The sequence below is a fragment of the Streptomyces filipinensis genome (genome assembly GCF_014649495.1).
Taxonomy (GTDB): Bacteria; Actinomycetota; Actinomycetes; order Streptomycetales; family Streptomycetaceae; genus Streptomyces; species Streptomyces filipinensis.
The window spans coordinates 43,705-63,160 of the sequence record NZ_BMTD01000033.1 but is presented as its reverse complement, the minus strand read 5'-3'; the positions used below and the strand labels follow the sequence as shown (position 1 = coordinate 63,160).

The window sequence follows — 19,456 nt, the reverse complement described above, 5'->3', positions numbered from 1 at the left end:
CCACCTGCCGGAACAGCACCCATAACTCGTCCGGCACCAACCGCTCAACCAGATCCGTCATGCACGGTTCAACGAACGATCACGCCATAAGAAACGACGTCTTAACCGCCTCTCCTACGCCGGCGGCAGCGACCGGTCACCCCAGCGCAGTGACACCTGCCCGTGCGGCAGCGGCCGCAAGTACAAGCGGTGCGTGCACCGATGGGGTCAACCGAGCACCCCGCCCTCACCGACCGCTGAGCAACAGGAAGCCAGGCCACAGAGCTAGCCTCGGTCCAGGTCCGTGGAATGGACACGAAAGGGCCTGTGATCATGACGCCTGCCAGGCTTCGGGTGATGTCCTCCTGGTGGCGCCGCCTTCAGGGCATCTCGTAGCGCCACCGCGCGCAGGAAGCAATCACCGCTCACCCGAAGGTGTGACGCCGTGAGGTAGATGCTGGAATGGTTGCCTCAACAACGTAGTGTCATATGCCTTTTGACCTGTGCAGTGGGCAACTCACAGGGCAGAACAGGCGAGAGGACGGCATCACGGGATGGCGGAGACGGACCGGAGTGAGCAAGGGCTGTGCAGGACGGCTGACCCCGACGCCCTGTTCGTCGAAGGCGCCGCACAAAACCGCGCCAAAGCGCTGTGCAGCGGCTGCAACGTCCGGACCGAGTGCCTCTCCTACGCCCTGGACCAGCGCATTGAATTCGGTGTGTGGGGAGGCATGACCGAGCGAGAGCGCCGGGCTCTGCTGCGGCGCCGGCCGACGGTCACTTCCTGGCGGCGCCTGCTGGAAACGGCCCGTGTGGAGCACGGCGCCAGCCGTCGTGGAGCCGGACGGCACGGCGTCCGGGTGCAGCGGCTCACGGCCAAGACCACAACCGGATGGCGACAGTTGGCGGCGGCGACCACCGCGGCTGGGCCATTTGTTCACAACCCTTACAGGTGTGTGGGCCCTCTCTCGGCGTACCGCTGGAGAAAGACGTGAGCGGTCTCGTTGATCTCTTGGACGGGGTCGGGGCGGCCCTGGAAGTCGAACCACTCCCCGTGAGTGCGCCTGGCATCGAATTGCTCATGCAGGTAGCGCTCGAGAGGGAACCCGCCGCGAGCGCTCCAGCGAAGTTCCAGTGTGGTAGCGGAGCCTGACTGCAACGACTTGATCCGCTGCGCTATGTCCTTCGCAACGCCGATCTTGATTGAGTCGGGGATGGCGTCGGTCGACACGGCATACACCCACCGGTCATCGAAGCGAACCTCTTGGCGCACTGAACGAGGCAGGGGCTGCTCCATCAGCTCGATCATTTCCTCATACTCGCGATCCATCCGCTCCTTGATCGCGACCGCCAGATGGTTCAGCTTGTCTCGGGCCTGCTCGGCAGTGATCGCTCCAGCAGCAATCCGATCGAGGAGCTCAACCACGGCCGGGACCTCGATGTCAGTGCCCGAGCTGGGAGCGTCTCTTCGCGTATCCCTGCCCGGTCCAAGTCCCCAGTGCAAGGCGACGTTTTCGATGCGGTGGCTGCCGAAGTCCAGGTGCACGGTGAAGGATTGAGCCACGGGAGTCCTCTCAGACCAGGGGCGGTGTGGTGCCGGGTGGGGCCATAGTCGTCGATGCCACTGACACCGATGGTCGTGGCGCCGTTGAACGGCGCTCGTGACGGCCTGAGGCGGCCCCGCCAGCGCCCGGCCTGGAATCCGCTACCTGGCTTTCAACGCCAACGCCGTGTCTGTACGAACCAGGGCCGTCCGCCAGGCGATGTCCCAGTTCATCGACCGCGGCGCACTCGTTCCAACTGTCTGCGTTGGATGCCTGTGCGGCATGGCGGTGTCTGATGGGCTATGGCGCGAGGCTCCGGTGATCGTTGGGTGCGTCAATCGAATTGTGCGTTGGGCGACCATGTCAGGGCAGCCAGTCCTGCGGGACCGCCGATGTGCAGTCGGTGGCCGGCCGTGGTGGTGTGCACCACGCTGGTGACCGGTGCTGCTGTGATGAGGGAGCGGGCAAGTCGTCCCGTATCGGGTTCCCACAGGCGCAAGCCAGTTGCGGTCGCGGTGACCAGCAGACTCGCACCGTTGTCCCGTGAGAGGGGAACCATGGCGTACGTCGATGGAACCTCGAACTCATGCAGACACTCCCAGCTGCCCGAGTCCCACACAGACACTCGTCCGGAGGTGGCGATGGCCACCGCTGTCGGAGTGGAAGGCAGGGGAAGCAGGCAGACGGCACGCACGACGGCAGTCGGCGCCATCAGAGGAACTTCCTGCATGATCTTCCCGGTGACAACGTCCCACACGGTGACTTTCCCTCGCCCCAGACCTGCCACGAGGCATTGACCTGGGGGAGAGGGCAGCATCAGCAGGTGTGTGACGGGAGTGCTCGTCGACAGCGCGGTGATCTGCTTCGACTGCAGGGCGAGCGCGTTGATCCCCCGGGAGTGGGCCAGGACCAGACAGGTTTGTCCATTGGGAAGTCGCACGGTGACACTGGCGTGGTAGCGGGAGTTGTCCGCGACCGCGATGTGCTGGACGGTGTCGAACTGCGGTTCCCACCGGCAGATACGGCCACGCTGGCTGAAGACGAGGGCGGGGATGTCGCCCTGGCCGGGGACGACCTCCAAGACGCCAAGAGGACCTTGTGTTCCCAGACGGTACAGCGGCTGATGACTGACCGGATCCAGGAGCGTGAGGTCCATGAGCGTGGAAACGGCCACCAGCTGACGGCCGTCAGCCGCCTGCGCGATCGCCATGCCGGGCGTGGTCACCGTAACTCCGAAAACGTCCGGGCGCGTGGAGGTGGGCTCAACCTGGTGCAGGAGGATGCCTTCGTCGCTGCTGGCGACCAACGCCACGGAATCGCCCTGCACGCGCACGCCCGCCGCCCGAGATCCGGCGCGGGAGAGAAATTGCGATACCTGCCGAGGCCGTGGGCCCGAGGCATCCCACACGGTGATCATTGCGCCGTCCCAGACTCCGAGGAGGCTCCGGCCACCGGGAACCGGGACCTGCAGCACCTTGCCTCCTGGGGAAAACCCGCTGGAGATCAGCCTGCCGCCGAAGGGATCGAGTAGATCGACTGCCTGGGTTTTGCGGACCACGGCAAGAACGTCACCACCCCCCTCTGGGCCGGCAACGGCTGCCAGCGAACGCACGGTTGTGGGCTTGAGCGCGACGGGCCGGGCCTGCCGGGTGCGTGGGTTGAATAGGAGCGGGGCGCCCTTGAGCCGCCTGAACAGTCTCCAGCTTTCCCCAGCCGCGTCCCGCACCCAGGCACCTCCCGTGAAGACGAGCCGGTCTTCGGGCAGGCGAATACGCTCGTGTGTCTGCTCCGACGGGGCCCAGGCCAGCATCTCGCGCGAGGTGGCAATGGCCAGCAGCCAGCGGTCGAACCCCTGTCGCAGCACGTGTACTTCGCGGGCCTGCGCCAGGGGCAGCCAGGCCAGCCGCTGTCCTGAGACAGGGTCGAAGATGCCTGCACCTTGCGAAGTGGCAGCAGCGAGGAAGGCCCGGCCGCTATTCCCGGCCAGAACGGTCAAATCCCAGACGCTGGGGCAGCTGATCTGCACCAGTCGCTGCCCGCTGCTGTCCCAAATGTCGATGCCGTGCCGGGTGCCGGCCGCGATCAGCCCGCGCTCGTCCCGGGTGTTCCACGTGCACAGTGTGTGCACGTGTCCTGCGGGGAATCCCACGACATTGCCGCCTGGCCTCCAGAGGACGGCCGTCGCAGTCAGCGCCGGGGCTTCCTCCCACGTCTCGGGTGGCTGGGGCACGCGAGCACCGTCGGAGAGCCCATGGCGGGTGAGCGCGGCGAGCTGGAAGCGGATGCTGGCCGCGCGCGAGGCCACGTCCGTAGAGTCGTCTACGTACGGCTCGATGAGCCCCGCTGCGGTCAGAACACGACGGGACGGATCGTCCACGGGGAGTGGGAGTCCCAGCCGGGTGCGCAGTGTTCCGGAGGTCTCCCGGGCGGCGAGGGACAGCGGCATGATCGCGTCGTCGAGCGCGTGACCGGCTTGGGCGTGGGCTGCGGTGTGACGCCGGACATAGGGGTGCGGCGCCAGGGGATCGGCCGCGCGGGCGAGTTGGGCGCATGCCCCGGCGATCGCTCGATGGACCTCCTCCGGTGACCGCAAGGCACCTCCTGCAGGCGCATCCAAGATAGCTGCGCCTCCATGGGGTTCAATCGTGAGAAGTGATTCGGGTTCGGAGAGGAGCACCTCCACCACCCGCTGGTGGGCGGGCCGGTAGGTGACCCGGCCGTCCTCCTCGCCAACGGCGAGGTAACCGACGAGGCGGCTGTGGCGCACCATGCGGATCACCGCATCGATTTCCCCGGCGGACGGTGCATCCGGGCCGATGACCGCAGCCGCCACCGCCGGCCATACCTCCGCCCACGGCAGCCCCGCGCCCTGGGCGAACGCGGTGGCACGCAGTACCGCCAGCAGCAGCCCAAGGCTGATGTCCTGGTCCCTGGCCACTTGCCGCAGGTCGTTGCTGAGCAGTGCCGTCGTTCCGGCCTGCAACCGGCCGCGCCAGAAGGGATCGTGTACGTCCTGCCGACCGATTGCGGACCTCAGCTGAGCGGCGGCCAACCGAGCATCGAGGAACGACGGCTTCACGGCCTGCGCGATCACCGCCGCCACCTCGGCTGCCGCCGCGCCGTGGCCGGCATACGGGCTGTCCTCAGCCGCCTGCAGCACCATCTCCACATAGGCGGTGATGTCGGCGGCGGTCTGCCGCCCGTCCGTGCGCAGCAGGTCCAGCGGCACGCAGCTCTCGCCCAGCCCCGCTTGCAACACGGTGTGCAGGAACCCCAGCAACTGGTCGGCGGCCGCATCCTGCAGCGTGCCGTCCCCGTCGTCCTGGGCCGAACTACGCATCCCCAGCACCAACCGCACCGCCGGCTCCCCGTTCGCGGCACGCAGCCGGGCCAGCGGGGCGATCACGTCGGACAGGCACGCGGTGGGCTCCTGCGCCTCATCCAGTCCGTCGACCACGAGGGTTACCGGCTCCGGCGCATCGGCGCAGGCAGCGGCAACCTGGTCCAGCAGTGCCTGCAGAGGGAGTTCGTCACCAGCGCCTTCGGTGCCGAGGGCAGCCAGAAGATCCTCGATCAACGCCAGGGACGACTTTCCCCGCGCCAGCACGGCCGCGTCCACCGCACGCGGCCGCGGCCGCAGGGGTGCGGGGACCGTCTCGACCATGTCCGCGAACCGGGAGATGAACAGCGGATCGCTCAGCGTGACCAGCCGGGCCAGCAGTGCCGACTTGCCCGAGCCGGCCGCCCCGGTCACCGCCAGCACCCCAGCCCCTGTGTGGACGAACTCCACCAGGGCCTGCATCAGCGTCTGGCGACCGCTGAAATACCAGCCCGGATCATCGTCATCGGTACGGCCCGAGGCACGGGCCAGCCAGTACTGCTCCAGAGTGGATGCCGACAGCGACACCGGCTGCCGGGACGCCTCCACGACCTGTTCCCGCGGCTGATAGTGCGGGTTGGGCAGGCACAGGCTCGGCTCATGGCGGCGCGAGTCCGGCCACACCCACAGCGCCCGCAGCAGGCCGGGGTTTTCATCCCCGACCGTGTTGAGGAGCTTCTCCCATTCCTCGAACGACAGATGGGGCGCAGTGAAGCCGGCCGACTCATCCCTGGCCTTGTCCAGCGCAAGATTCAGCAGCTGCGTGAACTCGCCCTGGCGGGGCTCCTGCTCGAAATTACCGCTGGTGATCACAGCGAGGGTCTTCAGGTCGCGCCGCTGCGTGCACAACTCCTCAAACAGCAAGCCCAGTTCGCTTTTGAGGCTGCCGGCGAAGCACGAGTCGACGAGCACCAGCACGTGCTCCGCCTCGCTGTCCATGACCTGCGTGATCAGTTCGCTGGTGGGAAACGCGGTGCCCAGCAGCCGGTCGGGGGAGGTGTGGCCGAAGGTCAGGTAATGGCGCCGGGTCTGGCCGCGCAGGCCGTGCCCGGTGATGTAGACGACCAGCGCCTGGTCCCACTGCGCCTGCGCGAGTTCCTGCTCGGTCAAAAACAGCCGCAAGTCCTCCGGCTGCGTCAGCTCCTTGGGCTGTGCGACCTCGAACCGCCGCTCTGCCTCCATCGCGGGGTCGGCCAGCCAGCCGGTGATTGTCTCCACCTGCTGCTGGATCCCCGCGGTGAAGGCCTCATCCTCGGTGAAGTACTCGTCGACCGCCACGACCACCAGCCGCCGAGGCCACGGCGTCACCCCGTTCAACTACGCCCCCTCACGCACACGTTGCCCAGAACTCTAACCACCCCAGCCAGACCGCGGCCGCGACACGGCCGGATAGGATCCCGGCAGCCACCAGCCCCGCATCCTGCGGGGCGCAGGCCCAGGGGGAAGGATCAGCGTGCACATCGTCGGTATCCACGGCATCTGGCAGGGCAACACCAACGCCGTGAAACTCTCGGCTGAGTGGGCCGGCGCCCTGACCAAGGGCCTGCGCACCCACCACGGGCCCGCCTGCCCCATCCCCCCGCTGACGGTGGCCTACTACGGCAACCTCTTCCGCACCCCGAGCAAACGCCTGGGCGCACAGGACGCCACCCCGCTCGTCGATGACACCGACCCCTTCACCGACCAGGAAGAGGCGTTCGTCCTCGACACTCTCGCCCTGTACGCCCCACCCGGCCTCGATCCCGAGCAGCTCCAGACCGAAACCCTCGGCCCGGGCATCCCCTATATCCCCCGACCCGTCGCCCAGGCCCTGGTCGCCGTCGACCACAAGATCGGCCGTGACATGGGGCGGCGCCTGCTGGTCTTCGTCCGTCAGGTCTACCGCTACCTGCACCACGACATCGGTGAGCGCATCCGCGCCGAGGTCCGCACCGAACTGCACCGCCCCGGGCCCCGCTTGGTCATTGCACACTCCCTGGGCAGCGTCATCGCCTTCGACATGCTCACCCGCGAGGACACCGGCCCCGGCCCTGACGGCCTGACCGCACTCGTCACCTGCGGATCCCCCCTGGCCTGGCCCACCATCCGTCATTCGCTGGGCCAGGACGGCGCCCTTGCACTGCCCGACGGCATCGACTGGCTGAACCTCCACGCCGCCGGTGACCTGGTCGCCCAGAGCGGACTGGGGGCCGTCGCTCCGGCCGTCCGTGACGAACTCGTCCGCAACGGCATCACCGATCCGCATACTGCCGTGCGCTACCTCGAGAAGCAGCCGCTCGCCGACCTCATCGTCGAAAGCAGCGCCTCGTAAGCCAGTCGCCGCCCGCAGCCCTCCACAGGGCATCGCGGCGAGACCATCGCGCGACCGTCTGCCAGGGGTTCCGTGGATGCTGCAGTCTCATGCTGAGCCTCTGTTCTGTTCAAGGTATTCGGACCCCTGGCTAGCCAAGCAACAGGGATGTTGCATCGGGTCGTCATGAGGCCCGTCGCTTTGAAGGGTGTCGCCTCGTCGGCGGAGGGACGGGTTCTCTGGTCCGAGCTGCGGGGGTCAGGGAGGCCACGATGTGGAGCCGAGCGCGATGCATCAGCACTCTGACCGTGCTCTGTGAAATGCCGAGGAGCTCAGCGATCTCCTGGTTCGTAAAGCCGGCGAGACTCAGGCGCAAGACCTCTCCCGCTCGCCCTGACATTGCCGTCACTAGGGCCAGCAGTTCCATGCGGGCATCGGCGTCGTCGTTCGCTGCTGCGTCTGACTGTTGCTCAAGGAGCGGCGCGAGCAGTTCGCTGTCGACAGGGAACTCTCGCCGTTGCTTTCGCCATAGGTCGATTGACCGGTGCTTCGCGACTGTCATGGCGTAGCCCATGGGGTTGTCCATCGTCAGCACCCGGTCCCATTTTCGGAGGACCACCTCCAGAGCGGCCTGCGCGACGTCTTCAGCGGTGTGATCAGGGACGTATTGCCGCGCCACCCGTATGAGTGCGGGAATGGCGCTTCGCGCGAACGCCTCGAAACACGCCGGCGAGGCCGGGGAGGTGTCCTCACCGCCGCCGACCTCGCCCCGCTGTCCGTCCTTAAAACGAGCCGCTGTCATCCGGAGTGCCGTTGGTCCCCCGCAGGGTCTCGGGCCGCTCATGCTGGGGGTCGCGTGCTCGGGCGGCCAGTTGCCGGAGGTCCGACCAGAACTGCTGCAGGGACACCCAGCGCAGCCGCAGGGCCGTCCAGCACCGCTGGATGATCAGCCAGAGGACGTGGATCAGTGCGGAGCTGATGATCGCCAGCTGGGTCTTCACCGCGGCCGAGCTCCACGCCGGAGCAGCCTGCTGGACCAGAACGCACCCGCCCAGCGAGAGGGCCAGCAGCGCATATCGCGCCTGCGGCCCCAGCCCCCACCAAGGAGGCTTGATGATCTGCATGTGCTTTCCCGTGTCTGTCGTTGATCTTGTTCTTGTTCCCCCCGGGCCGCGACGACGGTTGACCGGGGACGGGAAGAGAGTGGAAGTAGGACGCGCCGGATTTCCAGCCAGAACGGGCATAGCTACCCTTTCGGGTGGAGGGCAGCGGAAAGAGCAGACGGGATGGGATCTCGTCTGCTATGCGGCAACGATCTCCAGTTAAGGGTCTGGCCGCCGATCACCCCTCGTCGTGAGCCATCGGCAGCCAGACCTGACGACAGACACGGGAAGTGCAAGTTCGTCGCTCTTCTAACGTGCTTGCGAGCTGCTCCGTTTACTCGGAACCGTGGAAACTTCGAAGAAGCTGCACTACTGGCCAAGCAGAGTCTCTCTGACCAGCGAAGATGCCCGCAGGCCGAACAGGATAGAGGTTTCTGAGCAGAGCCCAACCTCATCCGAGGATGTGGTCAGTGAGAGCCCGCTGCAGCTAAGAAGCATGCCTCTGACCTGCTATTTTCCTGGTTCACCGTTACTCTGAGGCTGCTGTGATTCGGCGGAATCGGTGCAGGCTTGGCAGAGGCTGGCGAGCCACAGCATCAGGGTAGGGGCTGGCGCCGCCCGGGCAGCGTCCTGATCTTGGCTGCGTCTGCATCGCACTCTGAGGGCGGCGTGCTCCAGTGTCAGCTGATTGAGCGCTGTCGTGTAGATCTCCGTGCGGCGCTCCAGGGGGCGGCGGGCGAGAGCTCAGCGTGCTCGCGCTTAAGTGCGTACGTAGGCGTCAGCGCTCTGGGCTGCCTTGGTCCGCTGGCCTCTGCCTGTGCGACCTCGGCTTGGAGCGGTCCTTTAGATCGGTGTGCTGGTGGGTTTGGTGCCAGCGCTTAACGTCTGCCTCGATGGCCAGCTGGGAGACGTTCAGTCGCCCATTGGGCCGGCGTGGGGTGCCGGCGAGGAGACGGTTGATGGCGGTGGCGATGTCGGCTGCGTAGGCGGCTCAGTCCCCGGCGATGCCTGCTGTCGCATCCAGCGGGGTGTCAGTGCTGTACGCCATCATCGGCGCATGACCGCTGCCTCCTCGCCGAAAGCCAGGGCTACTTCAGCTGTTGAGCCGCCACGCACGGGGGCGCTTGTTCTTCCGGAGCCGCTCGTCGGTCTGTGCCGCGCAGATCAGTACGAGCGTCAGAAGAAGTTCTGGCAGGAGCTCACGCAGCAGTGGCGTGCTGAGGTTGCCGCTTCGCTGGAACAGGTACGCGCGAAGATCGAGAAGCAGAACGCTGCCAACCGGGAGCTCCGGGACAACGTCCTGAGTGTCATGCAGGCTGCCCCTGATCTGCGCGAGCTGTCGGTGGCCGACGTCATGGTGCTGAAGAACCAGTGGGCGGACACGGTGGATGCCGCGCGCGTGGGCGTGCGGGATGCGACCGACAGAAGATGGCGCTGCACTGTGGAACCGGGACACGGCTCGTGGATGGCTCCGCCGAAGGACCGCAGCCGCACCGACCGGCCCAGCATGTGCCCGAAGTGTTCCGGCGCGGCGCCGCGGCCAGGAGAGCGACCTGCCCTCGAGCGGTCCGTGGCGGCCATTTCCGCGCTGGCCGCCGAGCTTCACCCCGACTCTGGTGCGCCAGAGGAGATCAGCTACGGCAGCAACAAGCCGGTGACCTGGTGGCACCAGGTTCCTGCCGTTCGACCCAGCACCGGTGAGTGGTACTGGGCGACCCACGTTTGGAAGCAGACCACCAAGAGCCGCACCGGCCGGCGGAGCAGGAACGGGAAAGCGGCTGGGATCAACGGCTGCCCGGTCTGCAATTCCGACCAAGCCGACGCCTCCAACAGCCTGGCTGCGTGGTATCCGGAGCTCGCGGAGCAATGGGTGCATGGCCCGGTAGGCCGGAACGCGCACAACACAACCGTCGGGTCCAAGATCGAGGTGACGTGGCGCTGTACGTCCTCACAAGGGGAGCATGAGGACTGGCCAGCACCGCCCAACCGCCGAACCGCGAAGGCGCTGCGGTCCGGCTGTTTGAAGTGCAGCAAGAACGTCTCCGCCAAGGCGCTGGCGCTCTACCACGAGCTGCGTACCCACCTGCCCGCCTTGGAGCTCGAGGCGCCGATTCCACTCGACCCGGCGCCCGGCAAGCGGTACCGCGGCGTGCGGGTCGACATGTGGGAAGAGGCGTTGCAACTCGTTGTGGAGTTCGACGGCTGGAAGACCCATGGACCTGAGTCCTGGCGCGACCGCACAGCCGACGATCGCCTGAAGACCGAGCGTCTGGCCGCCGCTGGCCAGACGGTGATCCGGGTCCGCGAAGACCTTGACCCGGTTGGACCTCACGATGTCGTTGTCGGCTCAGGCTGGAGTGCGTGGAAGGTAGCCGCCGCAGTCCTGCTGCGCGTTCACCAGCTCGGCCTGCACCCGCTGCCCGGCCTCGCCAGCTACCTGGAGCACGGCACGGATACAGCGGCGGCCGATGTGGAGAAGGCCCTGCTAGGTATGCCATACCAGCCCCGCAGGTTGCCCAAGGCTCCGAAAGCGGCCGCCGTACCACGGCAACTGAAGGCCACCGAGCCACATGCGGACAGCTGGCTGACACCGGTGGGCCCCCCGTACTCCAATCCGAAGAAGCGAGCTGGATCGCTGCGGGACTACCAATGCAGGTGCAAGACGGTCGTCACCGGGGCCCCACAGGCCGACGTCACTCGAGGGAACACCAAGAGCTGCGGATGCCAACAAGATGCATCCCGTGCCCTCCCACGAGGCCGGGCGGATCGGGAGCTGACCCAAGCGGCTCGCCAATGGGCGCGGAAAACGGGGATCGAGGTCAGAGCAAATGGCGCGTTGGACGCTCGAGTCCTGGCTTCCTACCAGCTCTACGCTGTCGGCATGGCGAGCTTCCTCGGCGACGACAGCCTCATTCCTGAGAGCGTCGTACGTGGATGGGCCGATGATGAGGAGATCGCACTCGGTGCGCGCGGACGTCTGCCCCGGAACACCTGGCTCGGCTACGCGGCTTCTGTACTGGCCCAGCTGGCGAAGGCTCCGGACGAGGATGTGTAGGACATGGTGGACGCCCCGAACCAACCGTTGCTTCAGTTGCGGTAGCAACGCTTGAAGTCTGCCTCGCGCCGACAATCTCCTTCTTCGAAGACGTCGATGCGGCATAGGGTCCGTCACCAACAGCACATGGGATCGGGCATCCGCCCGCCTCCTCAGGGTGCCGGACGTGTAAGCCAGTCGGCGAGGGACGTGCGGACATTCGGAACGGGCAATGGCGTGTGCAGTCGTCCCGGTCGGGCTGCTCTTCGATGTCAGGCGTGTCCGGTGGGCAGGGGCGAGCTCGGGGCGGTGGGGTGGGTGTTGATCCAGGAGAGGCCGCCGAGGTCGAGGTGGTGGCGGGCGCGGGTGACGGCGACGTAGGCGAGGCGGGCGTCGGTGTCGCTGACGGGTTCGGGGATGGGGCGTCCTTGGCTGTCGTGCTGGTCGGTGTCCCTGGGCGGGGGGAAGTCGTCGGCGATTCGGATGGTGGGCCATTCGCGGCCTTTGGCGGTGTGGGCGGTGGAGACGGTGACGTCGGCGTGGGTCTCGTCGGTGAGTTGGTCGACTGCGGTGAGGATGGCGTCGGGGCCGTGGGTGTCGACGAGGTCGACGAAGGGTTGGAGGTCGCGTCCGGCGGGGTCGTGTGCCGCATAGTCCTGCAACTCTCCCCAGGAGGCGAAGAGTACGAGTTCGGGGTGGGAGGTGCGGCGGCCGTCCTTGAGGTCGCGGGCCGCGAGGGCGAGTGCGGCGAGTTGCTGGCCGCCGCGGGTGAGGGCGACGCGGTGGCCGGCGGTGAGCAGGCGCATGACTTCGGCCATGGCGCCGATGTTGGTGCGGCACAGCACTGCGTCCGGCCGGTTGAGGCTGCCGACCTCGGTGGGGATGGTGTCGGTGCCGGTCAGGCGGATGGGGGCGTCGGCCAGCGTGAGCCACCGGTTGGCCTCCTCGGCGATCAAAGGGCCGAAGCGGAAGGAGCGGGTCAGGGTGAGGGGAGTGGCGTCGAAGCCGGTCATCACGTCCCGGGCGCCGCGCCAGCCGTAGATGGCCTGGGCGGAGTCGCCGGCCATGACGAGCTGGGCATGGCGGCGCTGGGCGGTGAAGACCTCCTCGAGGACGGGGTTGGTGTCCTGGGCTTCGTCGAGGAGGAGGAAGTCGGCGTCGATGGTCGGCTCGGTCAGGGCCCACATCTTCAGGTAGTGGTCGTGTTCGAAGCGGACTACACCTGTCTCGGGGTTGTGCAGGTCGGCCCAGGCCTTGAGGGCGAACGGCAGGACCTCGTGGGCGAGCTGGGCGCGTTCGCCAGGGGTGTTGAGGCCGCGCAGGTGCGGTACGTGGTGGCGGGCCAGGATGCGGTCGGCGGAGTGGCAGTAGCGGGTGACGGTGCGCAGCACGGTGTGGGAGAGCGTCCGGGGGCTGATCTCGTGATCGCCGATGCGCAGCGGGCGGGTGATGCCGAGTGCCTGGCCGGTCTTCCAGGCCGGCTGGCGGGGGCTGTTGAGCCGGCTTGTGTAGCGGTGGCCGAGGGCGGCGTAGGCCGTGGCGTGGGCGGTCTTGCACACCACCGTGCGCGGGAAGCGAGCGGCGGCGTCGCGCGCGATGTCCTTGTTGAAGGCGAGATAGCGGCCGCGGCTGAGGGTGCTGGCGGCGAGCAGGGTGAGCGTGCTGGTCTTTCCCGTCCCGGCGCCGGCCTGCAGGACGAGATGGTGACCGGCCCGGAAGGCGTCGACGGCGTGGGCCTGTTCGTCGGTGGGCGTGTGCAACAAGGGCTCCGCGGAAGATGAAGAGGATCAGGGGCGCCTGCAGCCGCCGCGTCGGGAGCGACACGGCAGACGGGGTTACGGCGCTGTGCGGGCGGGATGGTGCCGGCGGCTGTGCAGGAGGCCGGCCATGCAGGCCAGGACTTCTTCGGGCTGGTGGTTGGCGAGCAGACTCTCGAGCCGGACCTCCAGGCGCCGGGCGCGTTCCTGCTCGTCCCAGGCCTGGGTCGCGGTCACCCGCCGCCGCAGCAGCCTCCTGGGGACGCTGCCCCAGGACGGCCGCAGCCTGGCGCAGGGCCCCCTCGGCGGAGTGGTCCAGGGCGACGTTGAGCAGGACCTGGCCGTGCCGGTCGGGGTAGTGCGTGGTCAGGACCTCGACCGGCAGGCGCGTGTCCAGCCGGCGCCGCAGCACCTGCAGGGCGCCACCGGACCTGCGGGCGCTGCAGACCGCCATCAGCCGGGTGCGGTCCGCACTCGCGGCCAGGCATACACCGCAGCGCGCCTGGCGGAGTTCGCCGGGAGCGGCGGGCCGGGTCAAAAGGATCTCGACGGCGTGGTGCGACGTCACGGCCGGGCAGTGTGCCGTGCGCGGTCCGCAGACCGGGGGCGTCGGGTAGTGGCGGGCAGGCGGGTGTGGATGTGCTCGTGGTGGCGCAGCGGGTCGAAGGGCTCCCAGTCGGCCACCGCCAGGTCGGCGGCCGTAGGTGCGGCGGCGTGCTGCGGACAGCGCTGCGCGCGCCAGCGCAGCTGCTCGGCGTAGGGGACAAGGTTGAGGTCGTAGACCGCCATGACCTCAGCGGGCAGGGCCAGTTGACCGCTTGATGCGGTGGCCGGGACCAGCGCCCAGGCGCAGGCCGGAGCGCCGGGGGTGAATAGCGGGCTGGTGCAGCGATCGCGGCGCCGGGTCTGCGCTACGCACTGGATCTCCTCCACCGGCTGGGAGGCGAGGTAGCGGAGATACAGCAGCTGCACGCTGGGCCGGGCCGGTCGGCAGACGGCCTGCTGGGATGCCGGGCCGTCCGGCGAAGCCGGGGGAGGGGTGAAGACGCCGGCGTCGATCAGACGGCGGGTGTCCACGGCCAGAGACCGGCGCAGTCCGGCGAGTTCGGGGGGAGTGGGGGGCGTGTCCCGGGTGGGGCAGACGACGGCGTGCGGCAGACGGCACCAGCTGCTGCCGTCTCCGGCCGGGTGGGCCACGCCGGAGCTTACGTGCCAGCGGCACACGGCGGGCACCCGGGTGGCTGGCAGTTCTTGGGGATGGAGACGGACGGCCCGCTCAGTGCTGCGGTGGTACCACTCGATCCGGTTGCCGCAGTCGCGGTACCGGCCGCTTTGGCCGCAGCGCAGCAGTCGGCTGACGCCGTCGGGGCAGACCTGTAGGGAGCGGCGCACGCGGTGGGCGAGGACCGGGCTGCCGTCCCAGTGGCGGGAGGCGGGAGGTGTGGAGCGCATGCGCGCGAACCTGCCAGCCAACACGCGGCATCCACGGCAGCGCTGCCGCCAGGTCACCTACCCGGCCGCACGCGATGCAACGGGGGTACGAAAGGCCGATTGTGCGTTCGAGGTCGTCTCGCTGGTTTGAGTGATCCGCGGCGGCCGCTCGGACCGGGTATCAGCCTTCACTCGGCCCGGGCAGATCGTGCCCGCGGCACAGCGTGCTGAAGAGCTCGTCGAGCGGGGTGTCCAGGGCGTGGGCAAGGGCGTGCCAGGTCTTCAAGGTGCCGATGGTGCGCCCCTGCTCGATTTCGATGAGGGTGCGCCTGGCCAGGCCGCTGCGGGCGGCAAGCTCGTCATAGGTCCATCCGCGCACGGCCCGCAGGCGCGCGAGTTCCAAGCGCAGCGCGTTGAGGTCGGGATCGGGCGGCAAGATCGTCACCCGTCCATCCGACGGGGCAGACCCCTGCCCTGTCAGTGCAGAACTCTGCCCTATTTCTGCAGGTCGCGGCACAGCGAGAGGGCAGAGGTCTGCCCTATGGTGAGTGGCCGCCCACAGCCCCTGAAGGGACCGGCGCGCAAGCACAGGGAGGAACACGCGCCCATGAGGCAGCGCACAACATGCCCGGCGACGCCACGCGCCTGGACCGTGGAACTGCGCTCGCACCCCGGCGGGCTCGTCCTGGTCTGCCCACAATGCCCGCACGCCGGCGGACAGGTCGCCGCGGCTTCCGCCCGCTCGGCCGCCCTCACCCACCTCGCACGCCACGCACGCAGCGACCTCGTCCCGCCCCACCTGAGGATCTGCCAGTGCCACGAACGCGGCTGCCGCTGGCACCCCCGCCACCGTGGCTGCGACGGCCCCATCCGCCTTCTCCTCGCCTGTGAACGCGGCGGACGAGTATGGCGACTCGCCGACGCCTGCAGTACCTGCGCCGCCGCGACCGCCCAGGCCGCCGTCGTACCCGACACCACCCCCGCCCGCACGTCGCCGCAACCGTCCACCGCTCGGCGGCGCAAGCGGCGCGCCAGAGGCCCGGGTGAACAGACCCGCGTACGCGAAATGCTCAACTACCTGGCCGCCGCACTTCCGCCAGGTGTCTCGCCCGCCGCACGCCTGCTCGCTCTGCAGTGCGCCCTGCGCATGAACGCCACCATGCACGTCCGGCTGCCCCAGGGCATCCCGCGCAGCCTCCGTCTCAACAGTCCGGACCCTTGGCACGAGTTGGAACACGCGCGATGGCTGCGTATCGCCCCCGCATGCTCCGCCGGCGAGGTCGTCGCCGAACTGCTCGACATCACAGTGCTCGGCCAGGCCCCAGCCCGCCCCGACCGTGTGCAGGCCGCGGACTGGGCGCTGCGCGCCGGCTCCCCGGCCGGGGCAGAGGCCATCGGGCCACTGCTGCAACTAGCCGTCGTCTACCTTGCGGCACACACCGGTCCCGAAACCGGCTCCGGCCTGACCGAACTCGACCAGATGACGCGCGCCTGCGGAACGCACCCCACTGAGCTGCTCGACATGCTCGACCGGCTGGCCCGGACTGGACTGGTCAGGTCATGGGAGGCCTGCCCGGAGTCCGGGGACCTGCACTGGACCTGCCGGTGGGTCGATCCTCAGGCCGCGCGCCTGGCCGTCACGAGGTAGGTGAACAGATGCTCTGACCCTCACATTCGCCGCCACACCTGCCTCGGCAACGGCGAGTTGCGCATCTCCGGTTAGCGGCGCGGACGTACGTCTGACCCGGTGGTTTTCGGAGGTTCGTCTCTCTGGGGCCGGTCGGCGTCTGGGGCGCCCATGAAGACGGCCGTGGCTGCCTTCCCATTCATGGCAAAGAAGAGCAGGAAGAACACGGCCAGACCTACGAGCAATCCGATGGAGTACCAGCCGAACACGTCTCCCTGCTGAGGGTCAAACATGCCAGTCACAGCCCCGCCGCCGACAGCGGTAACCACCGTAGCCAGGTCGGAGACAGCCGATCTTCCGGCGCGGACCAGAGTGCGATAGGTGATGTAGCCGATTGCGATGCCGAAGCAGCAGGCACCGACAGACATGACACTCTGTGAGCTACCCATAGCTACTCCTGACTGGTCTTCGGCGGTCGCAGGGTGAGATTGGCGAGACAGTAGGCGGTGTACGCCAGGCCCATGACGTTTCCCCGGCGCAGCATGGCCCATCGGGTCCCGTGCAGGGCTTCTCCGATGGAGGCGCCACTCAGCAGTCGGGTGAGCAGTTCCTCCATCGCCCAACCGGCCAGGCCCTGCTCGAGCGTTACCTCGGTGCCTAGCACGCCAGATGCGCCTGCCCATGTTGTGAAGGCGGGCACAAAGCTGTTCAGTGTTCCGCTGGTGGTTTCGGCGGTGTGACAGCCGTTGAGGATGACCAAGGGGCGGCGCCGCGGCCAGTGGGGGTCATCCCACTCTGTCCTCGCCCAATTGGTGATGTCCAACGGCTGCATTCTGACCTCTCCCAGGTCGAGGTAGCGGTCAGCGGCGGCCGTGTCACTGCGTACGTCGTATCCGCAGTGACAGTAGAAGTACACGATGTCCATGGCTTCCGGCCCGAGTGCACCAGCCACTCTCGTACCTGTGGCGATGGAAAGGCCACAGGTGGGTGGACCGGCGCGCAATCGGTCCAAGTGGGCAGTGGCGAGGTGCTCGTCCAGCGATCCGCCGACTGCGGCCAGGACTGCGACCTCCTTCGGGTCCCTCAAGACCGTCGTCTCTAGATCACGGTGGACTGTCGGGGGCTGTTCCACGATGCACGACAAACCCCAAAACCCGTATGGACACAGCACGTCGCCTTGATCCGTGTGTTGGTCCTCCCAGGGGCAGACAGGTGGAATGTGGGTGCCCGTGCCTTCGGGTCCGTACGCGCGCACCGCCGGGCACGGTTGGTAGCGGTCAATATCGCCCCCGACGGGCAGGTCGTACACCATCGACCAAAGCATGGCGTGTTCGTCGAACCGATCATCGACGATCTGCAGTACCGGCGGGCGACCGCGCAAGCGTGCCTCATGGCGCAAGAGGGACGGCAGCGAGAATGCGACAGTGAGGTCACCGCTCGGTGAGCTGAACAGTCGGGAATACAACTCGGCGCCCTCGCGAGCCAGACGACGCAGATCCGTCTCGTAGGTCGCGTTCGTCTTGCTGAACGTGCTGTCGTAGAGGGAGCACAACTGGCCGTCGCGCACCTTGATGTGGCTATCGAAGAGGGCCTCGCGGGCATTGAGAGCGGATGTGTCTGCGGCGCCGGCGCTGATCGCGAATGGGTTGTCCAGGAAGCCTACGCTGTTGACTACCACCCGCTGCGATGTCGACGACACCAGTAGGGACGCCGTGCGGCGCGTCAGTTTGCCCAAGTCGTTGAACGTTGTGCTCAGGCGCCCGACGACCGAAGCCTTCGGCGCCGCTCCCGGCTCTGCGACCGGCAACTCCAACTCGATCGCGACGACAGCGGCGGCCTCGTAGTAGATGACTAGTTCGCCCCGGACGGTGGCCGGTTGCTCTGGAGCCTTGATCGCAAAGCGGACCCACCTTCGCCTTGCGCACTCGCGGCTGTGTCCAGAGCCAGGCTCACAGGCACAACAGAAGCTCTCTCCATCTGGTGGCAGGAAGAGGGGGACGGTTACGGATTGCTGCATTCCGTCCAGCAACAGTGCCGCGTGCAACCACACGCCCCCCTCAGGCACCAACTCCTCAGGCCAAGCTGCCTCCTGCTCCTGCAGGAGGCTCGCATTAAGGCGCAGGCCAATGTTCAACAAGACCTCGTAGTCCGTTGAAACGGCCAGTTCGCGTACCGCTCCTTCCCTGCCCGGACGGGAGACAAATACATTGACAAACCGAGCTTCTTTACGAGGTTGTGTGCCCTCGCCATGCAATACGGGGTGTTCGTCTTTACCGGAAAGGACCGGATCGGACAGGGGCGCCGGTGGGTAGTAGATTCTACGGTCGGTCTGGTCCGGGCGTCGGGCAGTAACTGGTTCCGGGGTCGCAGGGAAGCTTAGTGTTCTGTGGTACTTGAATGACTGTTTTGTCCACTCCTTCACTTTGGGGCGCGTCAGAATTGCCATGATCTCGTCGCTGACGTCCATGCCGTCTCTGGCTTGCGCGAGCAGGTCCTTAATCTCGTTGTCGTATGTGCCGGCTTCGTCGCCGACTAGTTCAGGTAGGTGGCGTCTGAGTATGCGGGCAACATCGATAATGTCCTGGTCCATCACGAGCCTCCTGTCGTGTGATGGCCTGTTCAGGCGCCCGCATGCGCCTAGGCCCACCGGGAGGGGGGATCTCAACGGTTGAGGGGTTTGGGAAGGTCTTGTCCGTCGCGATTGGCTCGCACGGCGTGATGGAGGCATGTGCCGCCGCCATGATCACCACACCGGCCATATAAGGCCATCTCGTCTGCAGTCAGCAGTTGCAAGGCATGCTCCACTGGGAGTGTATCTACCTTTGAGGCAAATCCGCACTAGATGATGAGTCAACAAATAAATGTGATCACGTGTGGGCTTGACTGGAAGAGTTGAAGGCTGCGGAACATACTGGTTGTAGGTCCGATGAGCAACAGGTAAAAACGTTCATTGGAGTGATCATGCAGCCAACATGCATCATCTGTAGGGAACCTACGGACACGCTTCTCTGTCTTCGGGGCGGTGGCAAGTGGCTGACCGGCGTCCTGATGGCACTAGGGGTTCCGCCCGGTGAAGCCAAATATATGATCGGTAACCTCCTTGAGTGTGAACCAAGCGAGGTTTTCAACCATCAAGAGTATGAAGATCTGCCCCTGCTCGCCTGCCCGCGTTGCGTAGAAAAGTCTGGCAAATTTCCGCCTCCCGAACCCGCCGGAATACCCAATCCGACGGTCCTCGTTCAGCCCAGTGACTGGCACTAGCCCATCGCATCTTTCAACTGTGATCGGTGACTCACACACCCAGGTGGCTGA

13 protein-coding genes and 1 pseudogene are annotated in these 19,456 nt (G+C 67.2%); 5 read left to right on the top strand and 9 right to left on the bottom strand.

Annotation, left to right across the window (positions count from 1 at the left end):
- Positions 1-52 precede the first annotated feature (52 nt).
- Both IE244_RS43315 and IE244_RS42530 read left to right on the top strand, forming a co-directional pair.
- Positions 53-268: an SEC-C metal-binding domain-containing protein gene (locus tag IE244_RS43315; protein WP_191878454.1), complete on the top strand. Its 216-nt coding sequence runs from the start codon at positions 53-55 to the stop codon at positions 266-268.
- A gap of 265 nt (positions 269-533) precedes the next feature.
- Positions 534-824: pseudogene (locus tag IE244_RS42530) on the top strand (WhiB family transcriptional regulator); the annotation flags it as partial.
- A gap of 101 nt (positions 825-925) precedes the next feature.
- Here IE244_RS42530 and IE244_RS39715 read toward each other — a convergent pair.
- Complete coding sequence (locus IE244_RS39715) at positions 926-1,543, bottom strand: GIY-YIG nuclease family protein (protein WP_191878450.1); 618 nt, start codon at positions 1,541-1,543, stop codon at positions 926-928.
- A 314-nt stretch (positions 1,544-1,857) separates the two neighbouring features.
- Complete coding sequence (locus IE244_RS39710; protein WP_191878449.1) at positions 1,858-6,180, bottom strand: nSTAND1 domain-containing NTPase; 4,323 nt, start codon at positions 6,178-6,180, stop codon at positions 1,858-1,860.
- Between the two features lie 175 nt (positions 6,181-6,355).
- On the opposite strand from IE244_RS39710, the gene IE244_RS39705 reads away from it, so the two are divergent.
- Positions 6,356-7,213, top strand: a complete 858-nt coding sequence (locus tag IE244_RS39705; protein WP_191878448.1) for a hypothetical protein — start codon at positions 6,356-6,358, stop codon at positions 7,211-7,213.
- A gap of 163 nt (positions 7,214-7,376) precedes the next feature.
- Here the strand turns inward: IE244_RS39705 and IE244_RS39700 are convergent, their stop codons facing one another.
- On the bottom strand, positions 7,377-7,994 hold the full coding sequence (locus IE244_RS39700) for an RNA polymerase sigma factor (RefSeq protein WP_191878447.1): 618 nt from the start codon (positions 7,992-7,994) through the stop codon (positions 7,377-7,379).
- Positions 7,975-8,316: a hypothetical protein gene (locus IE244_RS39695; protein WP_191878446.1), complete on the bottom strand. Its 342-nt coding sequence runs from the start codon at positions 8,314-8,316 to the stop codon at positions 7,975-7,977. Before IE244_RS39695 ends, IE244_RS39700 begins: the two co-directional genes overlap by 20 nt.
- 1,036 nt (positions 8,317-9,352) lie before the next feature.
- On the opposite strand from IE244_RS39695, the gene IE244_RS39690 reads away from it, so the two are divergent.
- Complete coding sequence (locus IE244_RS39690) at positions 9,353-11,350, top strand: zinc-ribbon domain-containing protein (RefSeq protein ID WP_191878445.1); 1,998 nt, start codon at positions 9,353-9,355, stop codon at positions 11,348-11,350.
- Positions 11,351-11,601: 251 nt separating this feature from the next.
- Here IE244_RS39690 and IE244_RS39685 read toward each other — a convergent pair whose 3' ends face one another.
- From IE244_RS39685 to IE244_RS39670, 4 genes are all read right to left on the bottom strand, one after another.
- A complete protein-coding gene (locus IE244_RS39685; protein ID WP_191878444.1) occupies positions 11,602-13,089 on the bottom strand; it encodes a UvrD-helicase domain-containing protein in 1,488 nt (495 codons plus the stop codon).
- Between the two features lie 75 nt (positions 13,090-13,164).
- A complete protein-coding gene (locus IE244_RS42525) occupies positions 13,165-13,323 on the bottom strand; it encodes a hypothetical protein (protein WP_229854794.1) in 159 nt (52 codons plus the stop codon).
- Positions 13,324-13,650: 327 nt separating this feature from the next.
- Complete coding sequence (locus IE244_RS39675) at positions 13,651-14,538, bottom strand: DUF6083 domain-containing protein (protein WP_191878443.1); 888 nt, start codon at positions 14,536-14,538, stop codon at positions 13,651-13,653.
- Positions 14,539-14,698: 160 nt separating this feature from the next.
- On the bottom strand, positions 14,699-14,962 hold the full coding sequence (locus tag IE244_RS39670; protein ID WP_191878442.1) for a helix-turn-helix transcriptional regulator: 264 nt from the start codon (positions 14,960-14,962) through the stop codon (positions 14,699-14,701).
- Positions 14,963-15,124: 162 nt separating this feature from the next.
- On the opposite strand from IE244_RS39670, the gene IE244_RS39665 reads away from it, so the two are divergent.
- Positions 15,125-16,165 (top strand): hypothetical protein, encoded by a 1,041-nt coding sequence (locus IE244_RS39665; protein WP_191878441.1) that lies wholly within the window; start codon positions 15,125-15,127, stop codon positions 16,163-16,165.
- A 430-nt stretch (positions 16,166-16,595) separates the two neighbouring features.
- Here IE244_RS39665 and IE244_RS39660 read toward each other — a convergent pair whose 3' ends face one another.
- Positions 16,596-18,734 (bottom strand): CHAT domain-containing protein, encoded by a 2,139-nt coding sequence (locus IE244_RS39660; protein ID WP_191878440.1) that lies wholly within the window; start codon positions 18,732-18,734, stop codon positions 16,596-16,598.
- Positions 18,735-19,456: the final 722 nt, after the last annotated feature.